Raw genomic sequence first — 16,330 nt, forward strand, 5'->3', positions numbered from 1 at the left:
CAGTAGAAAGTAGTACCCATTGGCCCACCTGCTTGGCGGCGAAAACCTCACCGTTTCGTTCGCGACCCGCACTGTCCTTGACGGCGTCACCCTCGGTTTGGAGGATGGCGACCGGATTGGCATGGTGGGCCGCAACGGCGACGGCAAGTCCACGCTCATGCGGCTTCTGGCCCTGCGATCCACCCCGGATTCCGGCCGCGTCACCAAGCGCGGTGACGTCACTGTGGGCTACCTGGACCAGGGAGACGTGCTGGACGGCGACCTGACGGTCGGCGCTGCGATTGTCGGCGACCGCGCAGATCACGAATGGGCGGCCAACGCCAAGATCCGCGAAGTCATGGGCGGCCTGGTGGGGGACGTCGACTGGCACGCCAACGTCCATGCCCTCTCCGGTGGCCAGAAGCGCCGTGTGGCCCTGGCCAAGCTCCTCATTGAAGACCATGACGTCATCATGCTGGACGAACCCACCAACCACCTCGACGTCGAAGGGGTCGCCTGGCTTGCCCGGCACCTGAAGACACGGTGGCGCACCAACCAGGGCGCCTTCCTGGTGGTCACCCACGACCGCTGGTTCCTGGATGAGGTCTGCAACTACACCTGGGAAGTCCACGACGCCATGGTGGACATGTTCGACGGCGGTTACGCCGCCTACGTTCTGGCGCGCGCCGAGCGCGACCGCATGGCCGCCGTCGTCGAAGGTAAACGCCAGCAGCTCGTCAAAAAGGAACTTGCCTGGCTGCGCCGCGGTGCGCCCGCCCGGACGGCGAAACCGAAGTTCCGCATCGAAGCTGCCAACGACCTCATCGCCGACGTGCCGGACCCCCGCGACTCCGTGGCGCTCAGCAAGATGGCAACAGCCCGCTTGGGCAAGGACGTGCTGGACCTTGAAAACGTCACCCTGGACTTCGAGGGTGGCCAGAGTGGTCAAAAACTGTTTGACAACATCACCCTCCGGCTCGCGCCGGGCGAACGGCTCGGCCTGGTCGGTGTCAACGGAGCCGGCAAGTCCACACTCCTGAAACTGCTCAACGGCGAGATCCAGCCGACTTCCGGCAAGGTCAAACGCGGCAAAACCGTAGTGACGGCAGTGCTGACCCAGGACGTCAAAGAGCTCGATGACGTGTCGGACTTGCGTGTGATCGAAGTCATCGAACGCGAAAAGCGGTCATTCAGTGTTGGCGGCAAGGAGTTTACCGCCGGACAGTTGGTCGAGCAGTTGGGGTTCACGAAGGAGAAGCAGTGGACGCCCGTGAGCGACCTCTCCGGTGGCGAACGGCGGCGGCTCCAGTTGCTGCGCTTGCTGGTAGGGGAGCCCAACGTCCTCATGCTCGACGAACCCACCAACGACCTCGATACCGACACCCTTGCCGCCGTCGAAGATGTTCTTGATGGCTGGCCGGGCACCTTGGTGGTCGTCAGCCACGACCGCTACCTCCTGGAACGCGTCACCGACAACCAGATGGCATTGCTGGGTGACGGCAAACTCCGTGGCCTGCCCGGTGGGGTGGACCAATACCTCGAACTGCGTGAAGCCGCCCTGGCGTCGGGCGCTGTTGGTGGGGGATCCGGTGCGCCGACTTCTGCCAGCGGGTCTTCTTCGTCCGCTGCCGCTCCGTCCGGTGCCAGTGAAGCCGAGAAGCGTGAAGCCCGCAAGGACCTCAACAGGATCGACCGGCAGCTCGGCAAGATCGCGCAGCAGGAAGAGAAACTCCACGCCCAGATGGCGGCGAAGTCCGAATCCGGTGACTTCGACGCCCTGGGAGAACTCAATACCAAGCTCCGTGAGTTGCTCGACGAAAAAGAGGGCCTGGAACTGGAGTGGCTCGAGGCCGCTGAGATCCTGGGCGATTAGTCCGCGCCTTGGTGCGTCCGGCGGCAATCTCGTCGGCTGCGGCGGCGGGGTCCGCCGTCGTGTGTTGCGTCCGGCGGGGTCCCGCCGTCGCTTGGCCACGACGCTCCCTCACATCCCTAGGGTTTGAGCGTGACGCTTGCTCACGTTCCTGGGGTTTGGGCGTGGCGCTTGCTCACATCACGGCGTGGGTTCGTAGCCAATCAGCCAGTGCAAACCATAACGGTCGATGACTTGACCATCGGAAGCTCCCCACGGTTTCTTGGCCAGGGGGTCCACGATGCGGCCGCCGTCGGCGAGCTTGTCGAACCACTCGTGGAGGATCCGAGGCTCCGCCGTGCCCAGCAGCGAGAGCATGGCGCCTTCGATCCGGACAGGCATTTGGTCCGCGGCTGCATCGGCTCCGTATAGGGCAACGACGCCGGTGAGGACTCCGTGGGCGACGGCGTCGGCGGGACCGTCGGTGCGCGAAAAGTCCTCATAGGAGTGAAGAGTAAGTTCTCCACCGAACACTCCTGCGTAGAAACCCAGAGCTTCGCGTGCTGTGCCGGGAAAGCTGAGATAAAGCTGGGGTGCTGTCATGCGCACATCCTACTCATGCCGCGGAGGGATGGGGTGAAGCTTGAGGGGTGTGAGGGAGGGTTGGGGTGAAGCTTGAGGGGTGTGAGGGAGGGGTGGGGTGAAGCTTGAGGGATGTGAGGGAGGGTCAGTCCTCGGAGCGCAGTCCGGGTTCCTTCTGGAGCCCCGTCAACCCGTTCCAGGCAAGGTTCACCAAGTGGGCTGCAACGGCGCGTTTATCGGGCTCGCGGCTGTCGAGCCACCACTGGCCGGTCATCGCTACCATCCCCACCAGCATCTGGGCGTACATTGCTCCATCGGCTGCGCTGAAGCCACGGCGGGCGAACTCGTCGGAGAGCAGGTGCTCCACCCGTGCGGTGACATGCGATAGCAGAGTGGAGAAAGCTCCCTCGGGCTGCGACGGCGGGGCGTCGCGCATCAGGATCCGGAAGCCGTCCGTGCGGTCCTCGATGTAACCGAGGAGAGCCAAAGCGGCCCGCTCAACCAGCACGCGGGGCTTGGCTTCGGTGCTGAGGGCCTCGGTGATGGAGTCCAGGAGGATCCGGAACTCGGTCTCGACGACTTGCCGGTACAGCCCTTCCTTGGAGCCAAAATGTTCATAGATCACGGGCTTGGAAACACCGGCAGAAGCGGCAATTTCCTCGATGGTGGTGCCGTCCAGGCCCCGGCTGGCAAACAGCGCACGGCCGATGCCGATCAACTGCGACTTGCGCTGTTGGCCCGTCATCCTGACGCGCACTGGCTGGCCTTCGGACGCTTGGTCGAGCGGGGCAGAGGTGCCCACAGGCCGGGAAAGATCAGTGCGCTTGCTCACGTGACCATCATGCCCCAGATGGTCGGTGGTGCGGGTGAACGCACCGTGCAATGGTGCGTCGCGAAGCGTTTGCCGAGGGGTCAAGTCGCGAAGCATGCAAAGGTCATGGCAAACTAGTTTCTTGTGTGTGGAACCCGGTGAGCCGGGAGACCTTACGGGCCGCTGGTCCGAAGGATGAACCATGCACGGTCCGCTCTGGTGTAACGGCAGCACCCCGGCCTTTGGAGCCGTGGAGTATAGGTTCGAATCCTATGGGCGGAACGGTCGGAAAACGCGCTCCTTCTCTGTACCTGCGACGGCTCTAACGGTGCCTGGGTCCATTGTTGGATGGCAGCATTCCGAAGCCGGGTTACCCGGGACATACCGAGCAAGGAGAGCCAGTACGTGAGCCCCGAAACCAACGGTCCCGCAGCGGTGATCGTCTTGGCCGCAGGCGCCGGAACGCGCATGAAGTCGCGCACTCCCAAGATCCTCCACGAAATCGGCGGCCGGTCAATGGTTGGCCACGCCCTCCTCGCAGCCCGGGCCATCAACCCTTTGAAGCTCGCTCTGGTTGTCCGGCACGAGCGAGACCGGGTAGCCGAGCACGTCTCTGCACTGGACCCCGAGGCCCTCATTGTTGACCAGGACGAGGTTCCCGGCACAGGCCGTGCAGTGGAAGTCGCGCTGAACGCCCTGGATACCGAAGGCGAACTCACGGGCACCGTGGTGGTCACTTACGGCGATGTTCCCCTCCTGACCGGCGAGCTCCTGGCCGAACTGGTCACCACTCACGAGTCCGAAGCCAACGCCGTCACCGTTCTCACTGCAGTCCTGGATGACGCCACCGGTTACGGCCGCATTCTTCGCGCCGCTGACGGCACCGTTACGGGCATCCGCGAACACAAGGACGCCAGCGATGCTGAGCGCAGCATCCGCGAGGTGAACTCCGGTATCTACGCCTTCGACGCTGCAGTGCTCCGGACTGCCTTGGCCAAGGTGACCACTGACAACGCCCAAGGCGAGATGTACCTGACCGATGTCCTCGGTTTGGCGCGCGACGCCGGCGGCCGGGTTGCCGCCGTCGTGACCGAAGACCGTTGGCAGGTGGAGGGTGCCAACGACCGCATCCAGCTTTCGGCACTCGGCGCCGAGCACAACCGCCGCATCATCGAAGCCTGGATGCGCGCCGGAGTGACCGTGGTGGACCCCGCCACCACGTGGATCGACTCCACTGTCACCCTCGACGAAGACGTCCGTTTGCTGCCCAACACGCAACTGCACGGTTCCACCACCGTGGCGCGCGACGCCGTCGTGGGTCCTGACACGACGCTCACCGATGTGAACGTGGGGGAGGGTGCCAAGGTGACCCGAACGCACGGTTCCGGTTCCACGATCGGCGCCAAGGCAAGCGTAGGACCTTTCACGTACCTCCGCCCGGGCACCGTGCTGGGCGAGACCGGCAAGATCGGCGCGTTCTACGAAACCAAGAACGTGACCATCGGCCGCGGTTCCAAGCTTTCCCACCTGGGCTACGCCGGTGACGCCGAAATCGGTGAGGACACCAACATCGGCTGCGGCAACATCACCGCAAACTACGACGGCGAGAAGAAGCACCGCACGGTGATCGGCTCGGGCGTCCGCACCGGTTCCAACACCGTCTTCGTCGCCCCTGTCACCGTTGGTGACGGCGCCTACAGCGGTGCCGGGGCAGTCATCCGCAAGGACGTGCCGGCAGGCGCCCTGGCCGTCAGCCTGGCCGCCCAGCGCAACGCTGAAGGCTGGGTCATCGCGAACCGTCCCGGCAGCGGCTCCGCAAAGCTGGCCGAGGCCGCGCAAGAGAAGTCCTCCTCCATTCCCTCACAATCCCCGGCAACCACAGAAGAAGGCAATCAGGCATGAGCGAAATTACCGCACACGGTGAGAAGAAACTGATTCTCGCCGCCGGAAGGGCGCATCCGGAGCTGGCGCAGGAAATCGCGAAGGAGCTGGAGACCGAGCTCCTGCCCATCGACGCCTACGACTTCGCCAACGGTGAAATCTATGTCCGTTCGGCCGAGAGCGTGCGAGGCACCGATGCCTTCGTCATCCAGGCGCACCCGGCACCGCTGAACAACTGGCTCATGGAGCAGTTGATCATGATCGATTCCCTCAAGCGCGCCTCTGCCAAGAGGATCACGGTTGTCTCGCCGTTCTACCCGTACTCCCGCCAGGACAAGAAGGGCCGCGGCCGCGAGCCGATCTCGGCCCGCCTCGTCGCGGACCTGTACAAGACGGCCGGCGCGGACCGCATCATGTCCGTGGACCTGCACACCTCGCAGATCCAGGGCTTCTTCGATGGCCCCGTTGACCACTTGATGGCCATCCCGCTGCTGGCTGATTACATCCGGACCAAGGTTGAAGCGGACAACATCACTGTTGTTTCCCCCGACACCGGACGTGTCCGCGTTGCCGAGCAGTGGGCCGAACGCCTGGGCGGCGCCCCGCTCGCGTTCGTGCACAAGAGCCGCGACCTCACGGTGCCAAACCAGGCTGTCTCCAAGACCGTTGTGGGCCAGGTTGAGGGCCGCACCTGTGTTCTGATCGACGACATGATCGACACCGGTGGAACCATCTCCGGCGCTGTCCAGGTGCTGAAGAATGCCGGCGCCAAGGATGTCATCATCGCCTGCACCCACGCTGTTTTCTCCGATCCCGCAGCGCAGCGGCTGGCCGACTCCGGCGCCCGCGAAGTTGTGGTCACCAACACCCTGCCCATCCCGGCTGAGAAGCGATTCCCGTCGCTCACGGTTCTGTCGATCGCACCCTTGATTGCACGCGCCATCCGTGAAGTGTTCGACGACGGTTCGGTCACCAGCCTGTTCGACGGCAAAGCTTAGGCCTGAAGCCAGCTGACTGAACGGGCCATCCGCCGCCTCCGGGCGAGTGGGTGGCCCGTTTTTTCATGCCCGTTTTCAGAAAGCGGACGTTCCGCTGCTAAACTCTTGGGGATACCTTGGCGAGGGAGAGCACATCCGGTCCGCAGTTCGTGGACCAGATTGCGGGTCTCCGTTATCGACTGGGTCTGCATCTCCTTCAACACAGGCAGAACGGCTGCTCCGCGGCCGGCTTCAGCCGGGCGTAGAAGGTCTCCAGACCTCCGCCCTTGCTGAAATACCAGCCCGGATCCTTCCGGGCGCCACAGTAATCAAGGAGTACACATGTCTGAGCAGAAGCTCACCGCAGAACTGCGCACCGAATTCGGCAAGGGTTTCGCCCGCCGTGCACGCATGGCCGGCCAGATCCCGGCTGTCATCTACGGCCACGGCGCAGAGCCGATCCACATCAACCTGCCGGGCCGCGCCACCACCCTGGCCGTGCGCGTTTCCAACGCCCTCCTCGCAATCGACGTCGACGGCGAGCAGCACCTGACGCTCGTGAAGGACATCCAGCGCGATCCCGTAAAGCAGATCATCGAGCACGTTGACCTCCAGACCGTGAAGGCCGGCGAGAAGGTTACCGTCGACATCGCCATCCACGTCTCCGGTGAAGTTGCTCCGGGTGCTGTTGCCAGCCTCGAAGCCACCACGGTTTCCCTCGAAGCCGAGGCAACCCACGTGCCCACCGCCGTCGAGGTCAACATCGAAGGCCGCAAGGCCGGCGAGAACATCCACGCTTCGGACCTCGAACTGCCGAAGGGTTCCACCCTCCTCACCGAAGGTGACACCCTGGTGGTCCGCGTTGCTGAAGAGGCAAGCACCGAAGAAGAAGAGACCACGGAAGCAGCTGCCGAGTAGTCTTTTGACCGCTTGAGGCTGACGCCGTTCAGTGGCCGGGTCCCTTTGGGTCCCGGCCACTTTCCTTTGCTCCAGCCCTCCGCATCTCCGCTCCTCCCAACTACGTTCCCTAGGATGAGACCCATGACTGACACCTGGCTGATCGTCGGCCTCGGCAACCCCGGTAGTGAGTACAGCAACAACCGGCACAATGTTGGCCAGATGGTGCTGGACGAACTGGCTTCCCGCATGGGTGGAAAGTTCAAGGTCCACAAGGCCCGCGCACAGGTAGTGGAGGGACGCCTGGGCATCGGCGGTCCCCGCGTGGTGCTGGCCAAACCGATGACTTACATGAACGTTTCCGGAGGTCCCGTGGCGGGGCTGTGCAAGTTTTTCGACATCGCCCCGGACCATGTGATTGCTGTCCACGATGAGATCGACATCCCTTTTAACACAGTCAAGTTAAAAATTGGCGGCGGCGAGGGAGGCCACAACGGTCTCCGGGACATTTCGAAGGCCCTGGCTACAAAGGACTATCTGCGTGTCCGAGTGGGCGTCGGAAGGCCTCCTGGACGGATGGATACGGCCGACTACGTGCTGCGGGATTTCGCCACCGCGGAGAAGAAAGAGCTGCCCTTCCTCCTCGACGAGTCAGCTGACGCTGTGGAGTTGCTTATCAGCCAGGGCCTGTTGGCGGCCCAGCAGAAGCACCACCCGCCCAAAGCTTGAGCAAATCTTGAGTAAAGCCTGATCAAAGACTGACGGTCCGGAGGACCTTAAGGCCTACAAACTGTCGGCGCCCGAAGGTAGTGTGCATGGTACGCAGATGAGCGGTGGGGGACTATCGCGAATGTGTTAGCTAAGGATGCGGATGTCGTCGGAGTTGCTAAACAGGAGCGGTGGAGGCGCAGCGAGGGCTGCGGCTCCCGATCTTGTGGGCGGACCCAGCGATCGCCAGACCTGGTCGCTTCTGGCCCGCAGCCACGACCTGTCCAAGGCCATCAAGTACCTTGAATCGCCCCTGACCTTCGGAGTGGTCCTCACCGGCGAACGGGGGATCGGCAAATCGGGGCTGGCCAGGGCAGTGGTGTCATCCCTCGGCCCCAAGGTCCACAGCCTGCAGCTCCGCAATACCGTTGCGAACGGCCAAACCCCCTATGGATGCCTGGGTTTCCTGCTGGCCCGTTTGCCCTCGGAAGCCGTGGGTTCCCCGACAGGCATCCTGCACGCGGTCACCAATCTGATCAGGACCGAAGCCGCCGGACGTGAAACGGTCTTCATCGTTGACAACGCGGGCGGCATGGATCCGATGAGTACCGGCGTGCTGTTGAACCTCATGGCCACGGGCACGGCCAAAGTGGTGGCCACGGTGCAGCGGGCCAGCGATCTCCCGGCGGATTTCCACCGCATGGTCCTGGACGGTGAGCTGGGCGAGGTTCACTTGAACACGCTCAGCGAAGAACAGGCAAAGCAGGTGCTTGGTTCGGTTTTGGGCCACTACGTATCAACCACCCTGGCGGGGTCGCTGCACGCGGCCGTAGGCGGCAACCCCATGCTGCTGCACGCGCTCCTGGAGGATCAGCGCCACAGGGGCAACCTGGTTCTCAACGACTCCGTGTGGACCCTCCGTGACCGGATCACACTGGAGGGAGCCACGGTGGTGGAGGACTTCGTCCGTTCCAGATTGGCGCGCGAACCGCAGGCCAGCAGGACGGTCGTCGAAGTCCTGGCTTGCGCGCAGCGCGCTACTCTGGTGGATCTTGCGGCCATCTTTGGGACACAGGTCCTGGTGGAGATGGAAGAATCCGGGCTGCTCACCGTCCAGAGGAACGGTGAACACTGGGTCTCCTTGCGGGATCCCTACGTGGGCGAGGTAGTGCGTAGCTGGCTGAGCACGCGCCGCACCAAGGAACTCAAGACGATGCTGTACGGCCCCAAAGAGCCGGAGCTCAGCGGACTGGCTCCACAGGACCTGTTGAGCTATGCCGCATGGATGCATGCCTGCGAGGACGAACCGCAGCCTTCCCCGGCGTTGGCCCTTGCGGCAGGCCGCGCCGCGTTGAACGATTACGACCCCAACTTCGCCATCCAGTGCATCGCATCCCTGGACCCCAAGGACAGTGAATGGGTCCGTGGCCAGCGGCTCAAAGCCGCTGCCTACCTGATGCTGGACCTGCCGCTGCACGCTGCCCAGGCGTTGGATGAAATCTCCGAGTCCCACCTCGCCGGGCTGGACCCATTGGAGTTCGCCGAGGTCACGGCAGCACAATGCCAGGCCATGACCTGTATTGACGGCCGGTCCGGGATGGTTCCGAGTGTCATCGCAGGTGCCTTCGAAACGCTCGAGGCGAAGTCCGCCGATTATCCGGCAGAAGAACTGTCAAAGGCCCGTAACCGTCTGCAGCTGTGCAGCTACGAGTACAAGACGTTCATGGGCGAGTACGCGTCCATGATCGAGGACCTGGAACGGGAACTGGCCAAGGACCCCTGCGAGGACCGTGAGCACTGGCTGAGGTCCTCGTTCTTCCTCATGGAAGCGCGGTGCATTCTGGGAAGGGAGCTGGAAGCGCAGGAGCTCGCCCGACGTGTTTCACGGCATCTGGGGGACACGGACAGGCCCGCCCAACTGGAGGAGGCGTTCGCCAAACACGCTTTCCTGGTTCTCCTGCTGTCCGGCCAGTGGCGCAAATGCATCGAACTGATGCGGCGCACACCGTCAAGGCCGTCCCGCCTCCAGTACCGCGGAGCACTTACTGAGCTGGGCGTTGGTTTGGCGTACGCCTACGCCGGCAAGCCCGCCAGCGCGATCGAACCGCTGCGTTCCGCTGTTGCCCAGCTCGAGCTCCGACCCGCCATGAACATGAACAAGGTGGCCTACGCTGCCACCGCGTTCGCTTACGCCCAACTGGGCAATTCCGCCGAAGCAGGCCGCTACCTGGACCTGTACAGGACCTGCCGGGGCATGGGGATGTACTTCTCCGAGTCCGTGGCGGAGTTTTGCGCCGAGATGGCGGGCAGGTGGATGGGCGACTCCGACGTCAAGGAAAGGCTCCTTGCCAGGGTCCACGACGACATCGGGCAACAGCGGTACACGACGGCGGGCATCTGCCTTTTCGGCGCCACGGTGGAAGGCTCCGATGAGGAGTACAGGCTGCTTGAGGACATTGCCGGCCGCCGCCAAGGGCCGCTCGCGAAAATCTCCGGCGACCTTGCCCGTGGCTCGTTGAGCAAGAGCTCACGGTCCCTGTTGGCAGCCGCCGACGCCGCCGCTTCCTTGGATTTGCTGGTAGTCGAAGCACGGTGCGTGGCCATGGCATTGGACTTCGCCCGCGATGCCGGCGAGACGACAACAGCGCGGACGGCCCAGTTGAGGCTGGAACGCCTGGAGCATTCCGTCTCCGCTCTTCCCATCCAGCCAAGAAGCGACGCGCCGGTATTGACCGAGCGGGAACGCCAAATTGCTAAACTCGCCGGAAAGGGTGTCAGTAACCGCGAAATCGCGATGGATATTGGGGTGTCTGTGCGAACAGTAGAAGGCCATTTGTACCAGGTATTCACCAAGCTCGGTGTGTCGTCTCGGGGCGAGCTAAATGGGCTCCTGTGAGGTAGGACGGGCAGTATCCGCAACTCCGGCACGGGCTGCACATGCAGGCTGAGCACCTTGTTGGCCGGGACTCCGAATTGGAGCTGGCTCTGGAGATATTGCGTCAGGAAGGTGCCGGGGCCGTTCTGGTCGTGGCAGATCCCGGCATCGGTAAAACCGCCCTTTCCGATGAGATAGCCGCCCGCCTGGCATCGGAAATGGTGGTGATGCGGGTCCATGGCAGCCCTGCGCTGTCCGCCGTTCCCTATGGTGTCCTGGCGCCCTATTTGCTGGACCTTCCTGTGGAGCAGGCCACATCGCCGGTGGCCATCCTCCGTGAATTCTGGTCGCAGTTCGAGAAGCGGCGTGGCGGCGAAGGTGCGCGCCTTCTGCTCATCGTTGACGACGCCCACGAGCTCGACGAAGGCAGCACGCAGATCCTGGCTGAACTGGTTACTGCAGGCTGGGCCCGGTTGGTCGCAACCAGCAGGCCCAGGCCTGGCCTTCCGGCGGCACTGCTCCAACTTTGGTACGACGGTTTGGCCGAGCGGTTGGAGCTTCATCCCCTGGACAAGGAAACAGCCACGGAACTTGTGGAGAAGACCTTGGGCGGGACGGTCATGGCAAGCGCGGTGGACGTGCTGCATGGATTGTCCGAGGGCAATCCGCTGCTGTTGCGCTGTCTCCTGGATGACACCAGGGCGGACGGGAACCTGGTGCGGCGAAACGGCGTCTGGCTCCTGACACGGGAACCCTCGGGCAGTGGCGAAAACCTGGCCGAGGTTGTCCGGAACAGGGTGCTGCGAACCAGTGAGGCCGAACGGGAGGCGATGTTCGTCATTGCCTTGTCCGAGCCCGTCCCTGCCGCTTTGCTGGACGCGGAGGTCGGCAGGGACACTGTTCGGGCTTTGATGGACAACAGGCTCGTGATCCCCACGAACGGCCCCGGCAGCCCATTGAAGATGTGGCATCCGATGTACAGCGAGGCCCTGCGCCAGATCGTTTCGCCTGCCCGCAGCCTCCAGATCCGCCAGCGGATGGTGCAGCATCTTGCGGTGGAACCGGCCACGGCTGAGGGGCTGCTCCGCATGGTGAGCTGGGCGCTTGACTGTGGTGCCGACGTCGCCGATGAACAGCTGCTGCAGGCAGCTTTCCTTGCGGCCAAACTCCTGCAGAATCCTTTGGCGGTTGCCGCCGCCAGCAGAGTCCGCTCAGAGGCGCTGCGGCCGCGGGCTCGCGCTGTGATGGCCATGGTCAGCTATAACGACGGCGATTACAGCAGTGCCGTGCGTCTGCTGGAGGAGGGAAACGGGTTCCTGGACGCCGATCCGCTGGGACCGACGGGCGCGGGCTTGTTGTGGGCTGCCGCCCGCTCGGCCAAAGGCGATTCGGCGTCCAGCATCGCAGCGGACGCCCGCAACGCCGCCAAATCCCTGACGGACGGGTCAGCGTCGTCGGACCCCATGGCCGCGCAGGTCAACAGGCATGCCTCGGCCCTGGAACTGGCCGCACTGGCCCACGAAGGCCGTTACGGTGAACTTCGCGAGGGGCTGGAGCTGTTTGCCGAAGGACTCCGGACCGACGAGCCGGACAGCGTGATGAACCGGATTTTCCTCCTGGCCATGAAATGCGAGCTCCTCACCGTTGAGGGCCAGCCCGAGCAAGCCTTCGACGCCGGACGCGAAGCCATGGTCCTCGTGGATGAACACAGCGACAACCTGCTGTACTTCGGCGACTTCGTCCTGGTCCGATACGCGTTGGCGGCCTTGGAATCGGGGGACTGGGGTGCAGCCGATGCTGCCCTGGACCGGTATGCGGCAAGCTCAGCCATGGGGCTCATCACCTTCAGCGGAGACATCCAGGCGCTCAAGGGGTTGGCCCTGCTGCGGCAAGGACGCACGGAGCAGGCCACGGAACTCCTGACCCCCGCAGTCGAAGCCCTCCGGGTGAAGGACCCGCAACTGCTCAGGAGCCTGGGGCACGCCCTGGCGTTCTATGCGGCCGGCAAAACCGGAAACACTGCGCTCGCACAACGGCTGGCAAGCGAACAGGTCCCTGGCAGGGGGAGCAACTACGTTGAGGCGCTTGCCGGGCTGTTCACGCTGGCCGGCCAAGAACTCCTCAGCAAAGGATCCGGACTTCCAAAACTGCGGGACCTGCCGGAGACCGGCCGTTTGCACACGTTGCCGGGCCTGCACCTGCAGAACCTCATCCTGAGGACTGAACTCGGGGACGTCGCTGCAGTGGAGTCCATCGAGGAGACCGCATCCCTGATGACGGGCGCCTGGGCGGCCGGATGGCAATCGCTCGCCGCAGCCCAATTGAAGGGTGGCGGCCAGGCCTTCGTGAACGCAGGAAACCTGCTGTCCGCGGCCGGGATGCCGGGGCCTGCTGCAGCAGCGTTCGACAAGGCGGCGGCAACCTTCGACGCCGAAGGCAAGCGTCCGGAAGCGCGGCAGGCCGCCGTCATGCGGGACGTCAACCAGGCCAGCCTGGGCGACTCCGTGGTCCATGACCCCAACACCGAGTCCGATCACGCCGTGCCCCTGACCCGGCGTGAGCAGGACATTGTGGCGCTGGCCGTATCAGGTCTCACGGATCGCCAGATCGCCGAGAAACTCATGGTCTCGGTTCGCACCGTGGAAGGCCACTTGTACCGCAGCTACGCGAAGCTGGGCATCCGTCGTCGTGAAGATCTTGGCGCTGCTGTCCGTCACTGACGCGGAGCCCGATCGAGTACCCGAAAACTCCCTTTAGCGCTCTGACGCGGAATCCTGCCCTATTTAACCAATCAATGGAGTAATTCGCGGGTTTTTCGTGTCGGAACCAAGTAGTGCCCCTTCCCCGTACTGAGTACAACACAGTATCCAGCCCTGAAAAGCCCCCCAGTAATCGAGTACCGATTACTGGTGTTTGGCTTTTGCGCCCCCGGCAGTATTGATCTTGGAAGAACGGTTCAGCCCCAAGCATCACCGGGATTCCGAAAGTCGCATCAACCGCATCGGTGGTCTCTTCAGCCGATGCCCCGGCCACCGAAGGGTGGTCCGGCCCTGAACGAAGCCGGCGGCGACAGAGTCTTCTGAGACCGAGACTCTCCCCCCAGCCGCCGCCGGCTTCTAAGCCAGGGACCCCGCGAATCGCGGACATCAAAACTTCCCGGACATGGGACTGCTGCTATTGGAGTGTGCATGCTGCCGGACCCTTGGCTGGACGAAGACACCGTCGCAGCCAGGCTGGGATCTCCGACACTGCCCGATAGGGCGCAATTGCTGGAACTCGTCTTTTCCGCCGTACGGTCATCTTCCAAGAGCGGCATCCTGGTGGCAGGGGAGAAGGGCTCGGGCAAGAGCCACATGTTGCTCTCCCTCAAAGCCGGACTTCCCGGGACCATGGATGTCAGGACCTTCGCCGGAAGCCTGGACCTGACGGCGACCCAATACGGTGTCCTGGGTGCCTCAACAGGCGTCCTGGGTGGCGCCGCGCGTGTCCTGGGGGCCAGCACCGGGGGGACCAGCACCGGGGGGACCAGCACCGGGGGGACCGGCACCGAGGGGACCGGCGAGGGCTTGCTCCCGGGGCTCCATGTCCTGCGCGCCCTGACCAGCACACTCGGACCGGCCAGCTACCTGTATTCGCCCCCCGTCGCCCGGCGAGGCAACAAACGCCGAAACCAGCAGGCCCGTCCCCAGCTGGTGCTGCTGGTGGACGACATCCACTACGTGGATCCTGCCTCCCTGGGTGTGCTGCTCCAGCTCATCCCTGGATTCGGTGCAAAACTCGTTGCCACCGCTGACAGCCGGAGCCCGCTGCCGCAGGATCTCTATCAGCTCTGGGAAGACGGCTTCATGGAGCAGTACCTTCTTCCGCCTTTCACCTTCACGGAGGCGCACGCCCTGTGTGTTTCTCTCCTCGGCGGCAAGGTCCAACGCCGGGCCAGCAGCCTTCTGGCAGTCATCAGCGGCTTCAACGTGGGCATCCTGTGCCTCGCCGTGGAGGACGCACGCCGCGCCGGGCTCCTGGTGCAGAGGGAAGGGTATTGGACGATCAACACCCGGGCGCATTGCCAGTGGCCTGGCGTCGTGGATCGCGTCCAGGCGGAAAACGCTGCCCGGCTGCCTGAGGAGCGGCTGGCATTGGAGCTGACAGCGCTGGCCGAGCCGGTCGCCGTCGAGGTTTTGGAGCGCCATTGCGGTCACAAAGCCGTGGAGAACCTACTGTCCGAAGGCCAGATCAGGCTGTTGCCCGGCAGGTCTCCGATGGTCCGGATGGGCTCGTGGTTGCGGGGGGAGGGCCTCCGGCTTGCAGTTCCGAGGTCCCAGAGTCTTGCCCTTCATCAACGGATCGAGGACCCCGGACTCACGCTTGAGACGGCACCGAGCATGTTGCGGTGGATGACCTGGACCCTGGACTGCGGGCTGGGCCTGCCGGATGAGCTCCTGCTGGCGGCGGCGCCGGCAGCCGACCGGCCCGTAACCGCCGAACTTGCCCTCCAGGCTGCCTCGGCTGTGAAGTCTCCGGGCCACCGGGACGAAGCAGGAATGCTCAGGGCGAGGGCATTGATTGCCGAAGGCCAACTGGCTGAGGCCGCACCTGTCCTCCGTCACTTGGCCACGGCGGCGAGCTCGGCGGAGGTGAAGGCCGACGCCGGTGGGCGGCTCATGGCGCTGGAGCTGCTCGGCGCAGCGCACGGCGGGCTGACTGCAGGGGACACGGTTGCCGACCCCGCCGCGCGGATCGCAGGAAAGGTGCGGGAGGCCGAACGCTTGCTCCTGTCCGGTGCGGCCGCCGAGGCCCTGGAAAAGACCACTGAGGCAATGAAAGTCGTCGGTGGTGATCCGTCCATGGCGACGTTCCGTGCGGGCGCGGCACTTCGGCACGTGATCTGCCTGCGGCACAATCTGGGGTGGAGTGCCATGGTCCCGCTCTTGGAGTACTCCGCCTACGGGGTGCCCAGCCACCTGGCCGCATGTTCAGAAACAGCACGGGCCTACGCCCAGCTCGGCCAGGGATTCCCCGGGGCGGCGCGCGGCACGCTTGAGGCGGTACTGGCAGAACTGTCCGACGCCGGACTGCCGCCGGTGCGATCCTTGGCTGCGGCCATGATGGCCTACTGCGAGGCGCTCAGCGGAAACCCGGGTGAGGCACTGGAACTGGCCGCACTAAGCACCTCGGGAGCCGAAACAGGGTTGGCTGGGGGGTCGCCTGACGATCTCCTGTCCCGGATCAGTGCCCTCTACTGTGCCGCGGCCAGGGACGTTTCGTCCGGTACCTACACCCACCTGATGGCGCTCGCGGACGAAGCCCAATCCTCGGGAAGTGTCTTGTTGGAGGTTGAGGCGCTGTCCCTCCTGGCGCTCAACGCAGGCCGTGCCGGCGTCGTGGATCCGGCCATCCTGCCGCGGCTGGCGGCCGCGGCTTCCGGCGTCGAAGGTACCGGTGGTGCGGCGTTGCGGACTTTTGCGGCCGCCATGGTGGAAGACGACCCCAAGTCGCTGGAGGCGGCCGGCCGCTCACTGTCAGCAGACCGGCAATTCGCCCACGCAGCACTTTGCTACGCACGTGCGGCTGCCGGTTACCAGGCGAAGGCCCGCACTGCGGCGGCCCGGCGGGTATCGGTCCTCGTTGAGCGGCTCCGCGGTGTCACGGAGAGCGAGGCCGTGCCACCCCTGGGTTGGGTTCCGGGGAGGGCCGGGAACTGACGTGCTGTACGGCACACCGCCCGATCCGGGCCCACGTGGGATAATGAGGAGTCCCTGAAGGATTCCCAAGGA

The 16,330-nt window shown here is 64.4% G+C and carries 10 protein-coding genes and 1 tRNA gene; 9 read left to right on the forward strand and 2 right to left on the reverse strand.

All coding sequences use genetic code 11. The annotated features are described in order from the left end of the window. Positions 1–19 precede the first annotated feature (19 nt). Positions 20–1,852, forward strand: coding sequence for an ABC-F family ATP-binding cassette domain-containing protein (locus tag JMY29_RS06350; protein WP_189075881.1), 1,833 nt, complete (start codon positions 20–22; stop codon positions 1,850–1,852). Positions 1,853–2,029: 177 nt separating this feature from the next. On the opposite strand, the gene JMY29_RS06355 is transcribed toward JMY29_RS06350, so the two are convergent. Both JMY29_RS06355 and JMY29_RS06360 read right to left on the reverse strand, forming a co-directional pair. Further along, positions 2,030–2,431 carry a VOC family protein gene (locus tag JMY29_RS06355; RefSeq protein WP_039240347.1) on the reverse strand — a complete coding sequence of 134 codons (402 nt, stop codon included), beginning with the start codon at positions 2,429–2,431 and terminating at the stop codon, positions 2,030–2,032. A 124-nt stretch (positions 2,432–2,555) separates the two neighbouring features. Then, positions 2,556–3,155, reverse strand: a complete 600-nt coding sequence (locus JMY29_RS06360) for a TetR/AcrR family transcriptional regulator (protein WP_026267111.1) — start codon at positions 3,153–3,155, stop codon at positions 2,556–2,558. Positions 3,156–3,431: 276 nt separating this feature from the next. On the opposite strand from JMY29_RS06360, the gene JMY29_RS06365 reads away from it, so the two are divergent. From JMY29_RS06365 to JMY29_RS06400, 8 genes are all read left to right on the forward strand, one after another. Continuing rightward, positions 3,432–3,503 (forward strand) — tRNA-Gln (locus JMY29_RS06365). 123 nt (positions 3,504–3,626) lie between these two features. Beyond that, positions 3,627–5,123 (forward strand): bifunctional UDP-N-acetylglucosamine diphosphorylase/glucosamine-1-phosphate N-acetyltransferase GlmU, encoded by a 1,497-nt coding sequence (gene glmU, locus JMY29_RS06370; RefSeq protein ID WP_018777342.1) that lies wholly within the window; start codon positions 3,627–3,629, stop codon positions 5,121–5,123. Beyond that, positions 5,120–6,100 carry a ribose-phosphate diphosphokinase gene (locus tag JMY29_RS06375; protein ID WP_011774071.1) on the forward strand — a complete coding sequence of 327 codons (981 nt, stop codon included), beginning with the start codon at positions 5,120–5,122 and terminating at the stop codon, positions 6,098–6,100. Before glmU ends, JMY29_RS06375 begins: the two co-directional genes overlap by 4 nt. Positions 6,101–6,421: 321 nt before the next feature. Next, complete coding sequence (locus JMY29_RS06380) at positions 6,422–6,997, forward strand: 50S ribosomal protein L25/general stress protein Ctc (RefSeq protein WP_018777343.1); 576 nt, start codon at positions 6,422–6,424, stop codon at positions 6,995–6,997. 123 nt (positions 6,998–7,120) lie between these two features. Then, positions 7,121–7,705, forward strand: a complete 585-nt coding sequence (pth, locus tag JMY29_RS06385) for an aminoacyl-tRNA hydrolase (protein WP_189075880.1) — start codon at positions 7,121–7,123, stop codon at positions 7,703–7,705. Positions 7,706–7,847: 142 nt separating this feature from the next. Further along, positions 7,848–10,580: a helix-turn-helix transcriptional regulator gene (locus tag JMY29_RS06390; protein ID WP_229778605.1), complete on the forward strand. Its 2,733-nt coding sequence runs from the start codon at positions 7,848–7,850 to the stop codon at positions 10,578–10,580. 41 nt (positions 10,581–10,621) lie between these two features. Next, positions 10,622–13,279, forward strand: coding sequence for an AAA family ATPase (locus JMY29_RS06395; protein WP_189075879.1), 2,658 nt, complete (start codon positions 10,622–10,624; stop codon positions 13,277–13,279). A gap of 468 nt (positions 13,280–13,747) precedes the next feature. After that, the gene (locus JMY29_RS06400; RefSeq protein ID WP_189075878.1) at positions 13,748–16,258 is read left to right on the forward strand and encodes an ATP-binding protein; all 2,511 of its coding nucleotides are present in this window, start codon (positions 13,748–13,750) and stop codon (positions 16,256–16,258) included. Positions 16,259–16,330 lie beyond the last annotated feature (72 nt).

This window comes from Paenarthrobacter nicotinovorans (genome assembly GCF_021919345.1).
Taxonomy (GTDB): Bacteria; Actinomycetota; Actinomycetes; order Actinomycetales; family Micrococcaceae; genus Arthrobacter; species Arthrobacter nicotinovorans.

Bases quoted from the DNA above. Each gene is read 5' to 3' on its own strand.
- JMY29_RS06355 (WP_039240347.1), bottom strand. From the start codon at position 2,431: ATGACAGCACCCCAGCTTTATCTCAGCTTTCCCGGCACAGCACGCGAA.
- JMY29_RS06375 (WP_011774071.1), top strand. From the start codon at position 5,120: ATGAGCGAAATTACCGCACACGGTGAGAAGAAACTGATTCTCGCCGCC.
- JMY29_RS06400 (WP_189075878.1), top strand. From the start codon at position 13,748: ATGCTGCCGGACCCTTGGCTGGACGAAGACACCGTCGCAGCCAGGCTG.
- pth (WP_189075880.1), top strand. From the start codon at position 7,121: ATGACTGACACCTGGCTGATCGTCGGCCTCGGCAACCCCGGTAGTGAG.
- JMY29_RS06380 (WP_018777343.1), top strand. From the start codon at position 6,422: ATGTCTGAGCAGAAGCTCACCGCAGAACTGCGCACCGAATTCGGCAAG.
- JMY29_RS06390 (WP_229778605.1), top strand. From the start codon at position 7,848: ATGTCGTCGGAGTTGCTAAACAGGAGCGGTGGAGGCGCAGCGAGGGCT.
- JMY29_RS06360 (WP_026267111.1), bottom strand. From the start codon at position 3,155: ATGACGGGCCAACAGCGCAAGTCGCAGTTGATCGGCATCGGCCGTGCG.
- JMY29_RS06395 (WP_189075879.1), top strand. From the start codon at position 10,622: ATGCAGGCTGAGCACCTTGTTGGCCGGGACTCCGAATTGGAGCTGGCT.